The following is a 19,950-nucleotide window of genomic DNA, read 5'->3' on the forward strand; positions in this document are numbered from 1 at the left end:
AAATTTGGGCCGCGATCTTGATTAAAGTAGTATATTAATATAGCAGAAAAAATATCATTTATGTGGAGGGGCGGAGTGTCGACTCTTGAGGTGATTGGTCGGGTGATCATCGGCGGGTTTTTCCTGATTGCCGGGGTGCGGCACTTTCTGCATTTCAGACAGAGGGTCACGGTGGTGAAAACCAGCTACGGCTGGTTTTTGCCGGCTCCTGTCATGGCTGCCGGGTTTGCGGCCCAGGTCGTGGCGGGCCTGGCGCTCATCGCCGGATACTGGATACTGCCGGCGGTCTTTGTGCTGATTGCCTTCCTCGTGGTAGCGACCCCCCTCTACCACAACATGTTCATGTATAGCGGGCCGGAACGCGACCGGCATTTTTACATGATCCTGGTCAATTTCTCGCTCACCGCGGCGCTGCTGCTTATTGCGGCGGACGCGGGTCTGGTTGTGGCCTGAGGGCTCCAGGCGGCTCCAGGCATCATGCTCTGTCGCTTCGATCCAGGGATATTGGACCGGTGCCGCCCGAAATCGTCTGGCAGTGGGCGTCGCCGGCTGACGTGGCCTCCAGCCCACCTCACGGGGAAAACGTAAGGAGACAGGCCGATGGCGGAGGCCGACCAAGCGTTCGACGTACTGGTCGCGGGATCCGGCTCGGCTGGCCTGGCGGCGGCGCTTCGCACTTCAGCCGCGGGCCTTTCCACCATCATCGTCGAACGTGCCGATCTCATCGGTGGAACGACGGCGATCTCCGGAGCGGCCATCTGGATTCCGGCCAACCACCATGCTGCCGCTGCCGGCCTGTCGGACGACCCGGAGCGTGCCCTCGGCTACATCCGGGCTGTGGCTCCCGACGGCTGGAGAGAGACCGAAGACGCGCACTGGCGGAGCTTCGTCGATGAGGCTCCCAACATGCTGGCCTTCCTTGAAAAGGAGACTCCTCTGCGCTTCTCCCTGATCAAGGAGGCCGATCCCTATCTCGAAAAGGCAGGGGCTATGCGTATGGGGCGGATGCTTTCGCCCCGGATATTACGGAGGAATCTGGTCGGGGGATACGCCCGGATCCTGCAGCCCCCCAGCCTGCCGCATGTATTCACCTTCCAGGAGATGCTTGAACTCGACGCCTTCCACCATCCGGTCGAAGCCGTTTTCAAGAGATGGCCGCAACTGTTCTGGCGCTGGCTGACCGGCGCACGGGGGATGGGAACTGCCCTCGTCACCGGGCTGCTCAAGGGCTGCCTTGATCATGGCTGCCGGATCGCGCTCGAAACTCGCGCGATCGGCCCGATCGTCGATAGGGGACGGGTGAAAGGGCTGGTGGTGGAGGCGGATGGCCGGAAACGAAATATCCTCGCCCGCAAGGGGGTGGTCCTGGCTACCGGCGGGTTTGAATGGGATGCTGACTGGCGGGAAAGGTATTTCCCCGGACATTGTGACTTCCTCGGAAGCCCGTCGAGAAATGACGGTGATTCCCATCGCATCGCTGTCGAGGCCGGCGCCGAACTTGTTCACATGGATCAGGCGAACATCACCGGAGGCCTGCCGCTGAATGCGTCACGTCGCCCATTCGGCATCAGCTCCTTTTTTCATCAGGAACCCAACGCGATTGTCGTGAACCGCCATGGTCGGCGTTTTGTCAACGAATATCGCTTCAACCTCGGGGAAGTCATCGACGAACGCGATCCCTCCACGGGACAGGCCGCCCATCTGCCGGCATGGCTGATCAGCGACCAGGCGTTCCTCGAGAATTCGCCTATCGTAAGGCACTTTGCAGTGCGCAATCCGGGTTGGATCAGGAGCGGGAAAACAATCGCCGCGCTGGCTGAAGCGACCGCGCTGCCAGCCGGTGAACTCGCGCGAACGATCGAGCGCTTCAACATGTCCTGTGCTTCCGGGGTGGACGAACAATTTCACCGCGAGAAGGCAGTATCGAGCCAGGCCAGGACAGGGCCCGGAAGAAGCCGCCTGTCACCCATCCAAAAGGCTCCCTTCATCGCAATTCCATTCAACCGAACCATCGTCTCGACCAAGGGCGGGCCTCGAACCGACGCGGGCGGCCGGGTGCTCAAACCGGATGGAACATTGGTGGAGGGGCTCTATTGCGCGGGCGCGGCGATGGCTAACCCGTTCGGGACGTGGGCGGTGGGAGCCGGCACCACGCTGGGACCCAACATGACCTGGGGCTACATCTGCGCGAATTCCATCATCTCCGTGAACGACTAGGCCGTTCGAAAGGCGGCTGGTAGGGCGGGTACTCCACGAGTGCAATGCTTCTGAATGCTGACGGGCATGTTGAACAGCACGACGTAATACCGGGTGCCCCTCCTAAAAGATGGAGGTTCAGGGACGGCTACGCTGCCTCGACGCGGCTATCGCCCAGGACAGGTGCCGCCTTGGTCGAAAACGGGAAGGGGCGCGAAAAACGCCGCTCGTGCCTTGGATTGCTGCGTGGCAGGCTCAGATGATGCGCGAAAGAAATGCGCGTGTCCGCTCATGACTGGGGGCGCCAAAGATCAGCCGCGGCGGCCCTTCTTCAACGACCATCCCGCCATCCATGAACACGACCTTGTCGGCCACCTCTTCGGCAAAGCGCATCTCGTGAGTGACAACGATCATCGTCATGCCGTCGGCGGCGAGCGAACGCATCACATCGAGCACCTCACCGACAAGTTCGGGATCGAGCGCGCTCGTCGGCTCGTCGAAAAGCATGAGCTTGGGCTTCATCGCCAAGGCCCGGGCGATGGCCACCCGCTGCTGTTGTCCGCCCGAAAGCTGAGCCGGATATGCATCGAGCCTGCTGCCCAGTCCGACCCGATCGAGGAGCGCGACCGCCTCCTCGACGACCTCCTTGCGTGGGCGTTTCTGGACCAGGATGGGAGCCTCGATCACGTTCTGCAGCGCGGTCATATGCGCAAACAGATTGAAGCGCTGGAAAACCATGCCGATGTTGGATCGCCTGACGGAGATTTCCCTTTCCTTCAGTTCGTAAAGTCGGTCTCCCTTGCGTTGATACCCGACCAGGTCGCCGTCGACATAGAGTGCGCCGGAATCGATCTTCTCCAAATGGTTGATACATCTGAGCAGGGTCGATTTACCCGAGCCGGAGGGGCCGATCAGGCACACGACCTCTCCGAGTTCGACATCGAAATCGATCCCCTTGAGGACCTGGAGCGCACCGAAGCTCTTGCCTACCTGAACGGCGGAAACCATAGGCATTTTCATTTCAAATTCCTCATGGCTGAGCCGCCGAACATCCACCGCGACCAGGATACCGGTGCCACGCTATGCCCCCGGGAAAACCGTTTCTCTATCCGTCCCTGGACCAGGGTCATCACCGAGGTGATGGCGAGATACCAGAGGCAGGCGACAAGCAGCAGCGGAATGGTCTGGAAGGTCCGGGATGAGATCGTCTGGACCGAATAAAGGAGGTCGGACAGCGCAATGACGCTCACCAGCGATGTCATCTTCAGCATTCCGATCGTCTCATTGCCGGTCGGCGGCACGATGACCCGAACGGCCTGGGGAAGAACGATGCGCCTCAGAATCTGTCCCGGCCTCATTCCCAGCGCCCGGGCGGCCTCCTGCTGGCCCTGGTCGACGGACATGATACCCGCGCGGACGATCTCCGCCATGTATGCGCCCTCGTTGAGGCCGAGGCCGAGCAGGGCGGCGGAGTAGGGCGTGATCAGATCATTGGCCGAACCTTCGAAAAAAGTCGGACCGAAGGGTATGCCGATATAGATTTTCGGTATCAGGAACGCGAGATTATACCAGAAGATGAGTTGCACCAGGATTGGCGTTCCGCGGAAGAACCAGAGGTAGAGTCCCGCTGGGATATTGAGAAAAGGGTTCTCCGAAATCCGCATGACCGCGAGAATGACGCTCAACACCGTGCCGATGCACATTGCGGCCACGGTCAGCCAGAGCGTCAGCCCAAGCCCCCGCAAGATGACCGGCTCAAACAGATTCGCGAAGACGACGTCCCACCCGAAATTGGGGTTGGTAACGATTCCATGAGCGAGCCAGACCGCCACCGCCGCCATGACCACAGCGGCGACCCATCTGCCCGGCTTGCGGACAGGAACGACCGTCAGCTTCTGGTCGGAGGCAAGGTCGCGGTGCAGCCGCTTCGGCTCCGCTTGGTCAAGCGGCGTCTCAGGCACGGGGCAATCGAACTTTTGCGCTTGCATGGCTTCCAACGTTTCCTCCCATGCGCCGTTGTCTTGCAGGAAGATTCGGCGCTGTCTTCATTGAAGTCCAGACGGTTGGCCCGGTCGGTTCTCTCCGGCTTCGAGTCCCGATTGGGCGATCGAAGCCGGAAAGCTGCGGCGCCAAGACAATGATGGAAGCTTATGCCTTGGCTTTTTCGGATATCAGTTCGCTGTCGCGCCCTTGGAGACCAGATTGATGCCGGGCGTCTTCAGCTTAAGAGCCGCGATATCCCACTTGTCAAAGATGCGGTCATAGACGCCTTCGTCCATCAGCGCTTTCGTTGCGGCCAGCAGCGCATCGGCCAGTTCCTGGTTGTCCTTCTTCACGATGGGGCCACCGATCAGCTTCGGCAGCACATCCGGTACAAGGAGCTTCACCGGCTGGGACGACTGCTTCTTGATATAGGCGGCGGCGGAGGCATCGTTGACCAGAAAATCGACGCGACGCGAAAGCAGTGCCAGGACGGTAGCGTCTGCCGAGGCGAACTCGTTCGTCGCGATCGGCGGCTTGCCGTTCTCTACGCAGAGGGGAGAAAGCAAGTCCGTGACGCTCTGGACGAATGTCGTGCCCTTCTGCGCGCCGCTTTTCAGGCCGCACAGGCTCAGCGGATCATCGGTAACCGGGCTGCCCTCGAGCGTAAAGATGCCGTTGATGGAAACCGACAGGTCGATGAAGGTTACCTGCTTCTCGCGCTCGAGCGTGTCGGAAATGCACTCCATCGCCATGTCGTAGCGACCGCTCTGGACGCCGGGAATCAGGCCGTCGAAATTGATCGATTCCGGCTGGACCTTCACACCCAGCTTCTTTGCGATGGCATCCCAGAGGTCCGGCTCCCAGCCGATCATCGTGACATTGTCCTCCGCGAAGCTCTCGCAGGGAGGATAGTGCGCGTCGGTCGCCAGCTTGATGATCCCGGATTCCTGGATGCTCTTGGGCAGCATCGCATGCAGGGCCGGGTCGGTCTTTACCGTGGCAGTGATCGCGTCATCGGCAAGCGCGGTTGTCGGGCTGCCGAGTGCGAGAGCGGCCACGGCCAGGAAACCGATCGAAACTGCAGTTATCATTCTCTTCATTTTACTTCCCCTTTTGCTGGTGCGGTTGGAAGGGTTTGGCACCCTCTGGTTTGATCGCCCCTCTACCGAGGGCGTTCTTGCCGGCTGGCAATCGATTTGGTGGACCGGCCAATTTGCTTGCCTCATGTCGTACGGTTCAGGCCCTCTCAGACCTTCGTCTTCTCAAGTCGCTCAGCGAATAACGCGTGTGGATCGCTTCCGGGTCGAGGGCGAGTTCGATCAGCGCAGGCTTGCCCGAACCGATTGCGCGTTCGAAGGCGGGGGCGAAATCCTCGGTCTTTTCCACGCGCTCGGCGTGGGCGCCGTAAGCCTTGGCAAGCATGCAGAAATCGGGATTCACCAGGTTCGTCCCGTTGGCGCGGCCATCGAGCTTGTTTTCCTCGTGAATGCGGATCGTCCCGTACATGTTGTTGTTGAAAAGCACGATGATGACGTTCGCGCCGTACTGGACAGCGGTCGCGAGTTCCTCGCCGCACATCTGGTAGCAGCCGTCGCCGACGAAATTGACGACGGTCCGTCCAGGATAGAGCAGCTTCGCCGAAATGGCGGCCGGAAGGCTGTACCCCATCGAGCCGCTGATCGGGCCGAGCTGCGTGTGCAGTCTGTAGTGGGCGAAATACCTCTGGCTCCACGTCGCGTAAGCACCCACCCCGTTCGTGACGATGGCATCGTCGGGCAAACGTTCCCGAAGCCACTTCATCACGTTCGGCAGATCGATCGGGCCCGGACACGATCCCGGCGCCGTTTCCCTCTCGAAAGTCTGACGTAGCCGCCGGCTCCATTCCGTCCTGGCGGCGCTGTCGGCCGGAGGGAGCGCGGCGAGCGAGGCGGCAAACGCGTCATTGTCTGCAAGTATCGCGAGATCGACCTGAAACACCCGGTTCAGTTCTTCGAGACTGCCCGTCACATGGATGAACTTTTGCTTCGGCACGGGAATATCGAAAAGCGTGAAGCCCTCCATATATCCGGCGCCTATCGTGTTCACGTCGCTGAGCGCGTCGTTAACCATGATAACCAGGTCGGTGTCCTTGATGTGCGAAAGGAGGGCTGGGTTGGCGCCGATGCCGATTTCTCCAGCGTAGCATTCCAGCCGATGGTCAATGATGTCCCGACGGCGGAAGGTCGTGACGACGGGCACGCGGCAGTTCTGCGCAAATCGCTGGATGTCGTCGCGCGCCTGTTCCGTCCAGCCGGAGCCGCCAACAATGACGATCGGCCGCTCCGCGACCGAGAGCATGGCGCGGACCTTTTCCATGTCGGCCGGGGAGGGCATCCCAACGGAGGCTCGCGTATAGGGCTTTCCTTCAGCGACGACACATTCCTCCTCGAGCACGTCTTCCGGCACCACGAGGACGACGGGCCCCATGCGGCCGGTCATGGCGGTATGATAGGCGCGTTGGATGAATTCCGGGATGCGCCTCGGATCGTCGATCTGGGCCACCCATTTTGCCATGGGCGCAAACATCGTGCGGAAATCGTAGGACATGAACGCTTCGCGCTCCATCAACCCGCGCTTCACCTGGCCTACGACCAGGATCATGGGAGAAGAATCCTGGTAGGCCGTGTGCACGCCGTTGACGGCGTTGGTGGCGCCAGGGCTGCGCGTGACAAACGCAATGCCCGGGCGCCCGGTCAATTTGCCGTGGGCCTCCGCCATCTGGGCTGCGCCGTTTTCGTGGCGGCAGGTGACTGTGCGGATTTCCGGATGACGGCACGCCAGGGCATCCAGCACGGAAAGAAAACTCTCGCCAGGGACATGGTAGACGAGTTCGACCCCGTTGAGCCCGAGTTCGTCAGCAAGAATCTCGCTGCCTTTCCGCTTTATCATTTGTGCTACCTTCTCCTGGCCCGACTCCGATCTGTCCCGTCTTCTTCAACCAATGACAAAGGGGTTTTCGATCTCCTCGGCTGTTGATAGCCACACCGCCTTCGTCTGGAGATATTCGCGAATACCCTCCACGCCGTTCTCGCGTCCCAAGCCGCTCTTCTTGTAGCCGCCGAACGGGGTCGTGTAGGAGATGTCGCGATAGGTGTTGATCCACACGCTGCCCGCGTCGAGCTGTTCGGACATACGAAGCGCGCGCTTCATGTCCGAAGTCCAGACGCCGGCCGCCAGGCCGAACTCGCTGTCGTTTGCAATCGCTACCGCTTCTTCCTGGTCATCGAATATGATCGTCGAAAGGACAGGGCCGAAGACTTCCTCCCGGGCGATCCTCATATCGTTTTTGACGCCAGTGAATATGGTGGGCTCTATGAAAAACCCGTTCTCGCATTCGGCCAGCGCGGGTCGCTTCCCCCCCAGAACGAGGCTCGCGCCTTCCTGCCGGGCAATATCTATGTAGCCCAGCACCCTATCGTACTGCATGGAGTTGGCAATGGGCCCGATCTGGGTCTCCGCGCGGCGCGGATCGCCGACCCGTGCCGCGGCGCTAAAGGCGGAAAGCTTCTCGATGAACTGGTCGTGAATGCGCCTCTGCACTAGCAGGCGCGAACCGGCGATGCAGGTCTGTCCCGTCGCTCCGAAAATGCCACCGACCACCCCGCGCACGGCGTTGTCCAGGTCAGCGTCGTCGAAGACGATGTTTGGCGATTTGCCGCCCAGTTCGAGGCTGACGCGCTTCACGTCGCGTGCCGCGAGCGAATACAGATGTGCCCCGGTTGCCGTGGAGCCCGTGAAGCCCACGTGTCGCGTCAATGGGTGCGTGACGAGCGGTTCGCCGATTTCCTTGCCGAACCCGGTCACCACATTGATCACACCAGGCGGGAAGCCAGCCAACTCGACCAACTCCATAAGCTTCAGGGCAGTGGCGGAAGTATGTTCCGCCGGCTTCATGACGATGGTGTTTCCTGCGGCAAGGGCGGGCGCTGCCTTGAGCGAGAAAAGCAGCAACGGCGCGTTCCATGGAACGATGCCCACACAAACCCCGAGAGGCTCCGGACGGGAATAGCTCAGCGCCGGCTTGTCGCAGGGGTGGACGACGCCTTCGATTTTATCGGCGAGGCCCGCATAGTAGTAGTACCATTTGGGAATATAGCGGATTTGATGCCGCATTTCCGCGAGCAAGCGGCCATTGTCGCGTACCTCTATCTCCGCGAGCGAGTCCGCATGTTCTTCGATGAGGCTGCCAAGCCGATGAATGAGCCTTCCACGCTCGGAAGGATGCATGGACCGCCAGGGGCCTTCTCTGAAAGCCCGGTCTGCGGCTCGAACGGCGCGGTCGGCGTCCGCTGAATTTCCTCTCGGCACCAGTGCCCATGGCTTGGCCGTGAAGGGATCCACCGTTTCGAAGTAATCCCCGGATGCCGGCTCGACCCACTCGCCGCTGATATACATCTTCATTTTGCTGAGCTCGCCCGCCATCCGTTCTCCTGCTTTCCTGGTCCACTGCCCCGCCTGATGCTCTAAGTCGACACCGGTGAGTGATTTACGCATCATTTCTGAATGAAAGTGATATCATTTCGGAGAGAAAATACTGATGTTTTGTCCTTGTCAAGGCAGGTAATGGGGAAAAGACGCTGTATGATGGGTGATCGAGACGCCGAAAATGATATCGCGGGCCGCGTCGGAAGCACTACGAAGGGATAAAGGGTCGAAACCGGTCCAATCGATGTTCATCTTCCTTGCTGCCAGCGACCACCGTCTTCTCTGGACGGTCATCAAGCCTCTCGGCCGAGGGGCATCCCGGCGAAGCTGGGTATTGGTCCCCAATGGGATGTCCTTTTAGATAAGGTCGGATTGAATGCGATATGCTGCGAGACGTGCTGCCCAGAGATACGCAGCAGCACTCGGATGTATTGACATCGTGGATACGGAAAACTATATCCCAACCATGGCAAAACCCCGTCCTGTCCAATCCGAGTCCTCGTCCCGTTCCTCTGCCCCCGTGGCGCCCGTTGTCGCGTCCGATACGAAGGGCAGTATCAATTTGCGGATCGAAACCGGCACCCGGAAGCTCATCGACGATGCGGCGGCTATCCTCGGCAAGACACGGACCGAATTCATGATCGAGAGCGCCCGACAGCAGGCGGTCGATGTATTGCTCGATCAGCGCCTGTTCACGCTCGATCCCGAGCGTTACGACGCCTTCGTGCAGGCGCTTGATAATCCCCCCGCGCCCGGGCCGAAACTCAGGGCGCTGCTGCGTCGCACTCCGGCGTGGCAGAAATAGATTAAAGTGCCGAGCCACCCAGAAACACGACTGTCGGCTCCCGTTCCGCTGACCGCCGAGCATGATCTTTCGGCGTTCGACTGTGGTGAGCCGGTGCTGAACGACTGGCTGCGCCGTCGGGCCTTGAAGAATGAAAGCCGGTTTTCGCGCACCTATGTCGTGTGCGAGGGGCAAAGGGTCGTCGGCTATTTCTGCATCTCGGCAGGATCGGTGGAGCGTGGTGCGGCCCCCGGCAAGGTGCGCCGCAATGCTCCGGACGTCATCCCGGTTTCAGTGATCGGACGCCTGGCCATCAATCGTGATCATGCGGGCAAGGGACTTGGCGCGGACCTGCTGTCGGACGCGCTGCGCCGGATAGCGCAGGCCTCCCAAATCATCGGTATCGGAGCGGTTCTGGTCCAGGCCAAGGACGAAGCGGCGAAGCGCTTCTACCTACGCTGTGCCGAGTTCCTGGAATATCCCGAGGACAGCCGAACGCTGTTTCTACCGATAGAAACCGTAATCGCGGGTTTTGGCTAGGTGCACGACGGCACCCCGGGCATGACGCGCCGACGAAGCCGCCGGTATGCAGAAGATTTGACGCCGGATTTCTGAGGTGCATGCTCCTTGGCCATGAACTGAACGAGCCTTCCCAGATAGCGAAAACGGCGGCAATCGGCGGACTGGAAACGATCAAGCCGGAAACCTTACACCCCATTTTCCAAACCCGCCGGAACTCCGGTTCGTAGCCTTGGAGCCTCATTCCTCGCAAAAAGAGGGCCCTAGAGGAGAAAAGTCCAATGGAAGGAAGCAGATATAGATCGATAAGGACGATCCTGAGTTCCCGTCTCTTGCTTCGATGCAGATGAGAAGGCATTTCCGGCACCACCACCTCGAATGTCGGAGGGGCGATACCACCGAGTAGGTGGCCACCGCGGGGGAATCCGTCGCACAGGCCGAGCACCGCATGCATGGCAGGGCGGGTTACCGCTACAACATCCCGTTTAGCCGGGCGGCGAAAAGATCGGCGGCGGTCACCATCTCGACCTGCGTGCCGTAGCGGCTCTCATAGATGCCGAGCATCGCATCGTGCGTCGAATCAGCTCCAGAACAGATCGCATCGGCGACGATGATCACGCGGTAGCCAAGGTCGACCGCGCCCATCACCGTTGCCAGGACGCAAACCTCGGTTTCGGCACCGGACACGATAACGGAATCGATTCCAGCGGCGCGAAGGCGAGCGTGCAGCGAGCCGTGCCAAGCGGACATGACGGCCTTGTCCTCCAGCACAGCCGGAGGCACGAACCGGGCAAGCTCCGGAACAAGGTCAAGCATTTGAAGGTCGATCCGGTCACGGGTCATCGTCTTCCACTTACGATAGTACCGGCGCCAGGCGCCACCTACGTCGTCGGCGAATCTGGGCGGGATGAAGCGCGTAAAAACGGTGCGCGCCGGATCAAGCTCCACGACCGCGACAACATTCGGCAGAACCCGCTCCATCCACGGCGTGTGCCATTCGGTCGCCTCTGCGAACATGCGCTGCATGTCGATGCAAAGGTGAACCCAGCTGTCGCGGAGCGGACCGAACCGCAAGCCTTCGTCGAGTTTCGTCATGCGTGCGCGGCTTCCCTGACGATGCTTTCCGCTTCCGCTTTGTCGAGACGGGCTTTTACCTTCGCGTCCTTGCCGTCGGCGGCCTGGTAACCGACCAGGAAATCCTCGATATCCGTGAGCTGCGCGGACGGAACGTCAGACAATTCATAGGGCGGACGATCCCGATGCCGTAGCGGCGGCACCGCCAGCAGGCGGTCGTTGCGGTGCCGTCCGTCTGCGACCATCTCCTCAATCGCGATGCCGCCGATGAGCCTGCAGCCTACCAAGGAGCCCGTCGGAAGGTCGGCGTCCGTCCGAAGTAGAACGTCCAGCGGATCGCCGTCCTCGGCGCGGGTCGATGGGAAGAATCCAAACGCGAAGGGAAACCAAAGCCCATCGCCAGCAACTTCTTGGCCCGGAACAGCCCAGTTTCGGGATCGCAGGCGAACTTGGTGCGACTCCCACGCGGGGTTTCGACCACGACGTTGTAGCAGTTAGCCGTGCAAAGTGGAATCTTGTCGAGCGAAGAAGCCATCACGGGATAATTCGGATCGGCGGGCTGCGTTCCTGGCCGCTCATTCGATTTCAATCCAGGCCGGCGCTTGGTCGCTGGGCTTTTCCCATCCCCGAACGTCGGCGTCCACGCCTGCCCCTCGCAGTTGGTCGGAAAGCGGCGGGCTGATCAGGAGATGGTCCATCCTGAGGCCGGAACTGCGATCATAGCCGCCACGAAAAGAGAAATTCCAATAAGTGTAAACGCCCTTTTCGGGATGGGTGCGGCGAACCGCGTCAATCCAACCGTCCCCCAGCATTCGCGCATAGGCCTGCCTGCTTTCGGGAAAATAAACCGCACCACCCAGCCAGCGTCTCGACACGACGGCGTCGATCGGGGTGGGGACGACATTGTAGTCGCCGCACAGAACAACGGGCGCATCTTCCTGCAGCAGCGATCGGCCATAACCGATCAGGCGGTCGAACCAGCGCAGCTTGTAGTCGAATTTTCGGCCTGGCGCGGGATTACCGTTGGGAAGGTAAAGACAGCCGACGATCAGGCCATTCACTTCCGCCTCGAGATAGCGGCTATGCGTGTCGCCCGGATCGCCGGGCAAGCCGCGCCTGCGCTCCACCGGGACGGCGTCGCGCGCGAGGATCGCGACGCCGTTGTAGGATTTCTGGCCAGGCCAGATTGCGCTGTAGCCGGCGTCCCGAATGGCGTCGACCGGGAACTTCTCGTCCGAGGTCTTTAACTCCTGAAGGCAGACGATGTCGCAGGCGCTTTCATTCAGCCACTTCAGCAGGACCGGCAGCCGGCCGTTGACGCCGTTCACATTGAAGGTGGCAATCCGCGTCGCCGGCATATTCCGCGCTCTGTTTAGTGTTTCCCGAGCTTGCCCTCGACCTTCTTGCGGCTGTTGCCGACCGACTTCACCGCCGACTTGACTTGCGCTTTGCTCGCTCCCGTCTTGCCTGATTCATAGCGCACTTCGTGCTCCTTGTCCGGCGGCAACGCGTGCCCGATCCTGGTTCCGGCCGCGGGTCGTCTGGGAATTCGCCATTATCTTTCTCCGTGATTGGCACTGCCAGCATTGACAACGCGGTCGGACTCGTCCGGTTCAATTTGCCGGCTGACATGCCTCCGGCACGTTGGGGGCCTCCTCGGAAAATTTTGCGACCACCTCTTGAACGATATTTTTGCTGTCCCCAAACCGATCTGTCGTCGGGGCTTCGGCCCGACGGTTTGGCGTCGCAGAGACGCTGTGACGCTGCTTGTTACCCATGTTGCTTTACGAAGGATGTGGCTATGAGAAGCTTCGATTATTCCCCGCTCTACCGTTCAACGGTCGGCTTCGACCATCTCTTTGACATGCTCGACAATGGCGTGCGCTCGGACTGGCCTCCCTACAATATCGAGAAGGTCGGCGAGAACGACTACCGCATCCTCATGGCGATAGCGGGCTATGGCCCGGAAGAAGTGCAACTCACCCAGCACGGACCCGATCTGGTCGTGACCGGACAGAAGCAGCCTGAACAAGGTGACCGGCACATTCTCCACCAAGGTCTAGCGATCGGCAATTTCAGGCAGGTCTTCAAGCTGGCGGACCACGTCAAGGTCGCCCGAGCAGCGCTGGAAAACGGCCTGCTGTCGGTCGACCTCGTGCGCGAGGTTCCTGAGGAACTTAAGCCTCGCCGCATCGCTATCGGTTCGGCTGAGAACTTCACGGTGGCTGATGATGCTGGCAGGAAGAAGCAGATCAGCCTGGATACGGAGCCGCAGCGCAAGGCAGCGTGACTTAGACGCGCCCCAAAACCTGCGATTTGCCTTCCGGTGTCGGCCGGCAGGCACAGATTGCGGAGAAACGGAGATGATAGCTCAAACCGGTTTTCAAGATACAAGCCCCCGCGGCGCGGACGTTCCCTTCAGGCCGATATTCCGGCGTCCTGATGAGGTCCTCGGCGATCCCGAGATGAGCACGAGGAGAAGCGGGCCCTGTTGGCGTCCTGGGCGTCTGACGCGCATGCCGTTCCCGGACTGCCCTCGATGCGCCGGCTGGAGGACGGCACTCTTATTGAGATCGACGAAATCCTGCATGCGCTCAAGTCGCGGGACGCAACTCGTGACCCCGGATCTTCGAGGACGACCACAGTTGGCGGACACAGCTACAGCGCAGGAGCAGGCCGTTGCGACACTGGGCTCGCATTATGCGCCATCGCCGGCGCGATGACGACGACGATCCGCCGCCTTCTCCTGTGCTAGAAGCTGTTGTATCGAAAGCCGGTCGTGGCGGCGCCTTTGCCTATCCCGTACCGGCACGGGCATGACCGGCGCCATCTTGCGGGCTTGGCAGGCCGCGACCGGCTGCGTTGGCCGGTAACCTCGCCCAGCGGAACGTAATGTTGCTTCCGGCGTTCATGTGACAGTCCGTTCCGCTGAGGCGCTCATGGCAAATGACAAGCTCTCAACTTACAAAGCCAAGCGCGATTTCGACAAAACCCGCGAACCGAGCGGCAAGGAAGCAATCAGGCGATCGAACCGCCGGCGCTTCGTCATTCAGAAACACGACGCCACCCGGCTGCACTACGATCTTCGGCTCGAACTGGACGGCGTCTTCAAATCCTGGGCCGTGACCCGCGGGCCGTCGCTCGACCCGCACGACAAGCGTCTGGCCGTGGAAGTGGAAGATCACCCGCTCGACTATGGCGATTTCGAAGGAACGATCCCGAAAGGCCAATATGGCGGCGGAACAGTCATGCTGTGGGATCGCGGCTATTGGGAGCCGGAAGGAAAGAAGAGCCCTGAACAGGCGCTGGCCAAGGGAGACTTCAAGTTCACGCTCGATGGCGAGCGGCTGCGTGGCAGCTTCGTCCTGGTGCGGATGGCAAACGACCGCGAACGGAGCAAGCGAACAAACTGGCTGCTGATCAAGCATCGTGACGAATACGCCGTTGAGAAGAACGGCGCCGCGGTGCTTGAGGAGAACGACATTTCTGTTGCCTCCGGCCGCACAATGTCGGCGATCGCCGCCGGTAAGGGCCGCAAGCCGAAACCGTTCATGTTGCAGGGCGGCAAAGTGGAGGCAGACGCTGTCTGGGACAGCCGCACTGGCTTGGCTGCCGAGGAGCGGAAGGAGAAGGCCACCGCGAAGAAGAAGCCCGATATTGCGGCCGCCGCCGACCTTCCCGACTTTATCTCCCCGCAGCTTTGCCAGACGCTCGCCCGACCACCGTCCGGAATCGGATGGCTGCATGAAATCAAGTTCGACGGCTATCGCATCCAGATGCGGGTGCTGAATGGCGAGGCGACCCTGAAGACACGCAAGGGTCTGGATTGGACAGCCAAATACCCCGCCATCGCGCACGCCGCCGGCGATCTGCCCGATGCGATCATAGACGGCGAGATCTGTGCCCTCGACGAGAACGGCGCTCCCGACTTCGCCGCCTTGCAGGCCGCTCTCTCAGAAGGCAAGACCGATGACCTTGTCTATTTCGCGTTCGACTTGCTGTTCGACGGCGGCGAGGATTTGCGCGCGATGCCGCTCTCGGAGCGCAAGGCCCGCTTGCAACGCCCGCTGTCCGAGGTCGGCGACGATGCCCGGATCCGCTTCGTCGAACATTTCGAGACCGGCGGCGAAGCAGTGCTGCGCTCGGCCTGCCGGTTGTCGCTCGAGGGCATCGTCTCCAAGCAGGCCGACGCGCCCTACGCCTCGGGCCGCACGGAAACCTGGGCAAAATCGAAATGCCGCGCCGGCCATGAGGTGGTTATCGGCGGCTATTCCACGAGCAACGGCAAATTCCGGTCGCTTCTGGTCGGCGTCAACCGCGGCGACCATTTCGTCTATGTCGGCCGTGTCGGCACCGGCTACAGCGCCGCCAAGGTCAAGGACCTGCTGCCGAAGCTGAAGGCGCTCGCGACGGCTAAGTCGCCGTTCACCGGCATCGGTGCGCCGAAGAAGGAGCCCGGCGTGACTTGGCTGAAGCCAGAACTGGTGGCCGAGATCGAGTTTGCCGGCTGGACCGCGGACGGCCTCGTGCGACAGGGGGCCTTCAAGGGGCTGCGCGAGGACAAGCCGGCCGCGGAAGTGGAGGCGGAGAAGCCCGCTTCACCGACAGGGACGGATATGCCGGAGCCGGAGGCGCCGACGAAACCTTCCCGGCACCGCGGCAAGGTCAACGTCATGGGCGTGCTGATCTCCAACCCGGACAAGCCGCTCTGGCCCGACGCCAACGACGGCAAGCGGGTCACCAAGGAAGATCTGGCGCGATATTACGAGGCCGTCGGCTTCTGGCTCATCGAACATATCCGTGGACGACCGTGCTCGATCATCCGTGCACCGGACGGGATCGGCGGCGAGCAGTTCTTTCAGCGTCACGCAATGCCTGGAACGTCCAATCTGCTGGAACTGGTGAAAGTATTCGGGGGCAAAAAACCTTACCTACAGATCGACCGCGTCGAGGGCCTCGCCGCCGTCGCCCAGATCGGCGCACTCGAACTGCATCCCTGGAATTGCGAGCCCGGCCGGCCGGAAGTGCCGGGGCGGCTGGTCTTCGATCTCGATCCCGGTCCCGACGTTCCGTTTCCAAAAGTCGTCGAAGCGGCAAAGCAGATGCGCGATCGCCTCGACGATCTCGGTCTCGTCAGCTTCTGCAAGACGACAGGCGGCAAGGGGCTGCACGTCGTCACGCCGCTCGCCGTCGCCAAACGCAGCAAGCTCACCTGGCCGGAAGCCAAAGGCTTCGCGCATGACGTCTGCCTGCAAATGACGCGCGACAATCCCGAACTTTACCTGATCAAAATGGCGAAGAACCAGCGCCACGGCCGCATCTTCCTCGATTATCTCCGCAACGACCGTATGGCGACCGCCGTCGCGCCGCTGTCGCCGCGCGCGCGGCCCGGAGCGACGGTGTCGATGCCGCTCACCTGGACCCAGGTCAAAGCCGACCTCGATCCGAAGCGCTACACGATGCGCACCGTGCCTGGATTGCTATCGAAGAGTGCTGCGTGGAAGGACTACGGCGATGGTCATCGTCCGCTGGAGGCCGCGATCAAACGGCTCGCCCGCTCGATGAAACAGGCGGCCTGATCAGGCGTCGCGCTCGTCCATGTCGAAGACGGCCGCATTGTCCTGGACTTCGCGCAAGCCCTTGTAGGACGCGTGCCGCAGCCTGCCTTCACGGGTCCAGCCGCGGAACTCGATCTCGGCGATCAGCGTCGGTTGCGCGAAGACGCGGTTGTTGCCCTTCAACGGAACAGCAGGCGTCTTTGTTTTCAATGCGTCGAGGGCGCTGCGAAGCGAGGCGGCATCCTTGCCGTTGAAGCCGGTCCCAGCTTCTCCGACATAGACCCAGTCGTGGCCGCGTTTCGCGGCCAGCAGGAGGCTGCCGATGCCGCCACGCGCTGCCGACGACGCTTCGTAGCCAATGATCATGAAGCTTTCGCTCTGGAAGCATTTGATCTTCAGCCAGTCGCCGGTGCGGCCGGACCGATAAGGCTGGTCGCACCGCTTGGCGATGATTCCCTCAAGGCCGATGTGGCAGGCCTGCTCGAGAAGCTCGACGCCGTCGGCTTCCACTTCCTCGGAGAGCCGGATCGCTCCGTCGCTGCCCGGAACGACCAGATCCTCCAGTAGATGGCGGCTCACAGACAGCTCGGAGCCGGTGAGGTCATGTCCGTCGAGATAGAGCAGGTCGAACACCATGAGGATGGATTCGGTCGATGTTCTCTTGCCGCCGCGACCGCCAAGTGACATTTGCAGCGCTCCGAAATCCGAGCGCCCGCTGTCGTCGAGTACCACCGCTTCTCCGTCAAGGATCGCCGCATGAACGCCGAGCTGCCTGGCGGCGCGCGCGATCGATGGAAACCTGTGCGTCCAGTCATGGCCGCCGCGCGTGATGATGCGAACGTCCTGTCGGTCGATATGCACGGCAAGTCGGTAGCCGTCCCATTTTACCTCGAACAGCCAGTCCGGCCCTGCCGGCGCATTCGGTTTCAGAACGGCGAGACAGGGTTCGATCCGCTTCGGCATTGGGTCGAACGGTAGGTCGGGTTGCCTAGCATCGCGCAGGCGCAGGCGCGCTGACCGGATCGCTGGCTCAGATGGTGAGAGCAGCGCAGCCGCCGGTTTGGAGGATCGGCGCATCCTAGCGCTTGCCCTTACGGCTTTCGCCTTCGACTGACTTGCGCAGCGCGTCCATTATGTTGATGACGTTGTTCGGCGTGGCCTTCGGCTCGGCGCCTTTCGCCTTCGTCGGACGCCTGGTCTTCTTCCGCTTGGCTTCGATGATCTCCAGCAGTTTGTCCTGGACTGGGTCGGCGACGAGCTTGCTGTCCCAGTGGCGGGTCTGTTTCTTGATGAACTGCTGGATCAGCGGCATCATCTCGGAATCCGACTTGTTGTCGTTGATTCCCTCGAAATAGGCCTCCTCGTCGCGCACCTCATCGCCATAGCGCAGCGTCCACAAGACGATGCCCTTGCCGCGCGGCTCCAGCATGACGGCGCGCTCGCGGCGCGAGATCACCAGCCGGGAGATGCCGACCATGTCCTCGGCGGCCATCGCATCGCGGATCACCGAGAACGCCTCCTCACCGACCGGCTCGCTAGGTGAAAGATAGTAGGGCTTGTCCAGCCAGATCCACTCGATGCTATCGCGAGGCGAGAAGACGTTGATATCGATGGTCTTCGTGCTGTCGAGCGCAACGCTTTCGAGTTCCTCGTCTTCGAGGATGATGTAGTCGTTCTCGCCCCGCTGGTAGCCTTTAACCTCATCCTCATCGCTGACTTCCTTGCCGGTAACCGCGTCGACATAGTGGCTGACGACGCGGTTGTGGGTCTCGCGATTGAGGGTATGAAAGCGCACCTTTTCGCTTTCCGAAGTGGCCGGCATCATCTGCACAGGGCACGTCACCAGCGAGAGCTTCAGATAGCCTTTCCAGTAGGGGCGAACCGCCATGATGTCCTCCTTCGATCAGGCGGCGTGCTTCGAATTGGCGGCCCGCTTCGGTGCCTTGGCGCCGGACCTCGACTTCGCGGCGGGGCGTTTCGGCTTCTCACTTGAACCGATGCCAACGCTCTGGCGCAGGGCCTGCAGAAGATCATCTGGTTGCGAGGGCGGCGGTGCCTTCTTCTTCGGCAACGGCTTGCCTTCGATCTTCGCCTTGACCAACTCGGCGACAGCGGCGTCATATCGGTCATCGAAGCTCTTGGCGTCGAACGATCCCTTCTTGGTATTAATGATGTGCTTGGCGAGGTCGAGCATCTCGCCCTCGATCTTCATCGCGGGAATGTCCTCGAAAGCTTCCTTGGCCGACCGCACTTCATAATCGAAGTTCAACGTCGTGCCGATCAGGCCTTTGCCGTGCGGGCGGATCAGCACCGTGCGCAGCCGGCGAAACAGGACCGTGCGCGCCAGCGCGGCGACCTTCGCCTGCCGCATGCCGTCGCGCAGCAGCCTGAAGGCGTCGGCGCCCATCCTGTCGGGCGCAAGGTAGTAAGGCTTATCGAAATAGACATCGTCGATCTCGTCGCAAGGCACGAAGGCTTCGATCTTCAGCGTCTTGTCGCTTTCCGGAACCGCCGCGGCGATTTCCTCCGGTTCGAGCACGACGAAATCGCCGTTCTCGATCTCGTAGCCCTTGACCTGGTCCTCCCGCTCCACCGGATCGCCGGTCTCGCTGTCGACGAATTCGCGGCGGACACGGTTGCCGGTGGCGCGGTTGAGCGTGTTGAGGGCGATACGCTCGGACGAGGAAGCGGCCGTATAGAGCGCTACCGCGCAGGCAACTTCTCCGAACTTGATGTACCCCTTCCAGTTTGCCCGCGCTGTAACCATGACACCTACACTCCGGCACAACCTATGCGAGTCAATAAAGCCGTGGACTGCCGATATGGTTCCGGCATCAAAAAGAATCTCAATTCAAAGGGTTGGACGGCATTGCTCGATCGGAATGCCGTTTACGCCTGCGTAGCCGCAAAAAGGCACAGTGGGGCAGAATGGAGATTTGACCCAAACACGTCGCGCCGTAAGGTCAGCGACCTAGCCTTAGGTCAGCCCGCGACGCTTGCGCTCCTCCCCCAGAAAGCGGCGAGCGTCGTCGACAATCCCGAAGGGGCGAGTTTTGACATCCTATGACCGCTCAGTGATAGATTCGTAGCGGACAGATATCACCGACTGGGGAGAAGATGGAGAGAAACGGCCGTTCGGTGGTATCTCTCCGCAGCGAACAGGCTGTCAGGTCGATGCGGAGTAATCATGCGCAAGGTTGGCGACACTGCTTTCAACGGTAACGAGGTGCTCTGGAAGCACTTCCGTCCCGAGCGCTCCCTTTCAACGCTCGCCGAGAGTGGACGCTATTTCACATCGGCCAACCAGTTCATCAATCCGTTCGAAGGCGCCGTCCCGTCCAGTTGAACGTGCCGCCGCCTGATCCACCCCGA

18 protein-coding genes and 1 pseudogene are annotated in these 19,950 nt (G+C 61.1%); 7 read left to right on the forward strand and 12 right to left on the reverse strand.

What is annotated here, in order from left to right:
- The first annotated feature begins 75 nt into the window (after window positions 1–75).
- Window positions 76–453 (forward strand): DoxX family protein, encoded by a 378-nt coding sequence (locus tag ACFOHJ_RS01190; protein WP_378217652.1) that lies wholly within the window; start codon window positions 76–78, stop codon window positions 451–453.
- Between the two features lie 147 nt (window positions 454–600).
- The gene (locus ACFOHJ_RS01195; protein WP_378217654.1) at window positions 601–2,217 is read left to right on the forward strand and encodes an FAD-dependent oxidoreductase; all 1,617 of its coding nucleotides are present in this window, start codon (window positions 601–603) and stop codon (window positions 2,215–2,217) included.
- Between the two features lie 234 nt (window positions 2,218–2,451).
- Here the strand turns inward: ACFOHJ_RS01195 and ACFOHJ_RS01200 are convergent, their stop codons facing one another.
- The 5 genes from ACFOHJ_RS01200 to ACFOHJ_RS01220 all read right to left on the reverse strand — a co-directional run bounded on the left by ACFOHJ_RS01200 (window position 2,452) and on the right by ACFOHJ_RS01220 (window position 8,640).
- Window positions 2,452–3,204 (reverse strand): amino acid ABC transporter ATP-binding protein, encoded by a 753-nt coding sequence (locus ACFOHJ_RS01200; protein ID WP_378217656.1) that lies wholly within the window; start codon window positions 3,202–3,204, stop codon window positions 2,452–2,454.
- Window positions 3,205–3,212: 8 nt separating this feature from the next.
- Window positions 3,213–4,184: an amino acid ABC transporter permease gene (locus tag ACFOHJ_RS01205; RefSeq protein ID WP_378218054.1), complete on the reverse strand. Its 972-nt coding sequence runs from the start codon at window positions 4,182–4,184 to the stop codon at window positions 3,213–3,215.
- Window positions 4,185–4,367: 183 nt separating this feature from the next.
- The gene (locus tag ACFOHJ_RS01210; protein WP_378217659.1) at window positions 4,368–5,279 is read right to left on the reverse strand and encodes an ABC transporter substrate-binding protein; all 912 of its coding nucleotides are present in this window, start codon (window positions 5,277–5,279) and stop codon (window positions 4,368–4,370) included.
- A gap of 136 nt (window positions 5,280–5,415) precedes the next feature.
- Window positions 5,416–7,107, reverse strand: coding sequence for a thiamine pyrophosphate-binding protein (locus tag ACFOHJ_RS01215; protein WP_378217661.1), 1,692 nt, complete (start codon window positions 7,105–7,107; stop codon window positions 5,416–5,418).
- A gap of 45 nt (window positions 7,108–7,152) precedes the next feature.
- Window positions 7,153–8,640 carry an aldehyde dehydrogenase gene (locus tag ACFOHJ_RS01220; protein ID WP_378217663.1) on the reverse strand — a complete coding sequence of 496 codons (1,488 nt, stop codon included), beginning with the start codon at window positions 8,638–8,640 and terminating at the stop codon, window positions 7,153–7,155.
- Window positions 8,641–9,109: 469 nt separating this feature from the next.
- Between ACFOHJ_RS01220 and ACFOHJ_RS01225 the strand changes: the two genes are divergently transcribed.
- Entirely contained in the window at window positions 9,110–9,448 is a 339-nt protein-coding gene (locus ACFOHJ_RS01225) for a type II toxin-antitoxin system TacA family antitoxin (protein WP_378218056.1), read from the forward strand.
- A 6-nt stretch (window positions 9,449–9,454) separates the two neighbouring features.
- A complete protein-coding gene (locus tag ACFOHJ_RS01230) occupies window positions 9,455–9,967 on the forward strand; it encodes a GNAT family N-acetyltransferase (protein WP_378217665.1) in 513 nt (170 codons plus the stop codon).
- Between the two features lie 450 nt (window positions 9,968–10,417).
- Here ACFOHJ_RS01230 and ACFOHJ_RS01235 read toward each other — a convergent pair whose 3' ends face one another.
- From ACFOHJ_RS01235 to ACFOHJ_RS01250, 4 genes and pseudogenes are all read right to left on the reverse strand, one after another.
- The gene (locus ACFOHJ_RS01235; RefSeq protein ID WP_378217666.1) at window positions 10,418–11,041 is read right to left on the reverse strand and encodes a cysteine hydrolase family protein; all 624 of its coding nucleotides are present in this window, start codon (window positions 11,039–11,041) and stop codon (window positions 10,418–10,420) included.
- Complete coding sequence (locus tag ACFOHJ_RS01240) at window positions 11,038–11,514, reverse strand: inorganic diphosphatase (RefSeq protein ID WP_378218058.1); 477 nt, start codon at window positions 11,512–11,514, stop codon at window positions 11,038–11,040. The genes ACFOHJ_RS01235 and ACFOHJ_RS01240 overlap by 4 nt, the downstream gene beginning before the upstream one ends.
- A gap of 81 nt (window positions 11,515–11,595) precedes the next feature.
- A complete protein-coding gene (xth, locus tag ACFOHJ_RS01245) occupies window positions 11,596–12,378 on the reverse strand; it encodes an exodeoxyribonuclease III (protein WP_378217668.1) in 783 nt (260 codons plus the stop codon).
- A gap of 14 nt (window positions 12,379–12,392) precedes the next feature.
- Window positions 12,393–12,576: pseudogene (locus tag ACFOHJ_RS01250) on the reverse strand (DUF3606 domain-containing protein).
- 245 nt (window positions 12,577–12,821) lie between these two features.
- Between ACFOHJ_RS01250 and ACFOHJ_RS01255 the strand changes: the two are divergent.
- A complete protein-coding gene (locus tag ACFOHJ_RS01255; RefSeq protein ID WP_378217670.1) occupies window positions 12,822–13,310 on the forward strand; it encodes an Hsp20 family protein in 489 nt (162 codons plus the stop codon).
- A 649-nt stretch (window positions 13,311–13,959) separates the two neighbouring features.
- Window positions 13,960–16,599, forward strand: a complete 2,640-nt coding sequence (gene ligD / locus ACFOHJ_RS01260; protein ID WP_378217672.1) for a DNA ligase D — start codon at window positions 13,960–13,962, stop codon at window positions 16,597–16,599.
- Here ligD (ACFOHJ_RS01260) and ligD (ACFOHJ_RS01265) read toward each other — a convergent pair whose 3' ends face one another.
- The 3 genes from ligD (ACFOHJ_RS01265) to ku (ACFOHJ_RS01275) are packed head-to-tail and all read right to left on the reverse strand — an operon-like array spanning window position 16,600 to window position 19,345.
- Complete coding sequence (ligD, locus tag ACFOHJ_RS01265; RefSeq protein WP_378217674.1) at window positions 16,600–17,655, reverse strand: non-homologous end-joining DNA ligase; 1,056 nt, start codon at window positions 17,653–17,655, stop codon at window positions 16,600–16,602.
- Window position 17,656: 1 nt separating this feature from the next.
- Window positions 17,657–18,466 (reverse strand): non-homologous end joining protein Ku, encoded by an 810-nt coding sequence (gene ku / locus ACFOHJ_RS01270; protein WP_378217676.1) that lies wholly within the window; start codon window positions 18,464–18,466, stop codon window positions 17,657–17,659.
- A gap of 15 nt (window positions 18,467–18,481) precedes the next feature.
- Window positions 18,482–19,345, reverse strand: a complete 864-nt coding sequence (gene ku / locus ACFOHJ_RS01275; protein WP_378217678.1) for a non-homologous end joining protein Ku — start codon at window positions 19,343–19,345, stop codon at window positions 18,482–18,484.
- Window positions 19,346–19,765: 420 nt separating this feature from the next.
- On the opposite strand from ku (ACFOHJ_RS01275), the gene ACFOHJ_RS01280 reads away from it, so the two are divergent.
- Window positions 19,766–19,924 carry a hypothetical protein gene (locus ACFOHJ_RS01280; protein ID WP_378217680.1) on the forward strand — a complete coding sequence of 53 codons (159 nt, stop codon included), beginning with the start codon at window positions 19,766–19,768 and terminating at the stop codon, window positions 19,922–19,924.
- Window positions 19,925–19,950: the final 26 nt, after the last annotated feature.

Origin of the sequence: Aquamicrobium soli (assembly GCF_042646345.1) — a bacterium.
In the GTDB taxonomy this organism is placed as follows: Bacteria; Pseudomonadota; Alphaproteobacteria; order Rhizobiales; family Rhizobiaceae; genus Mesorhizobium; species Mesorhizobium soli_A.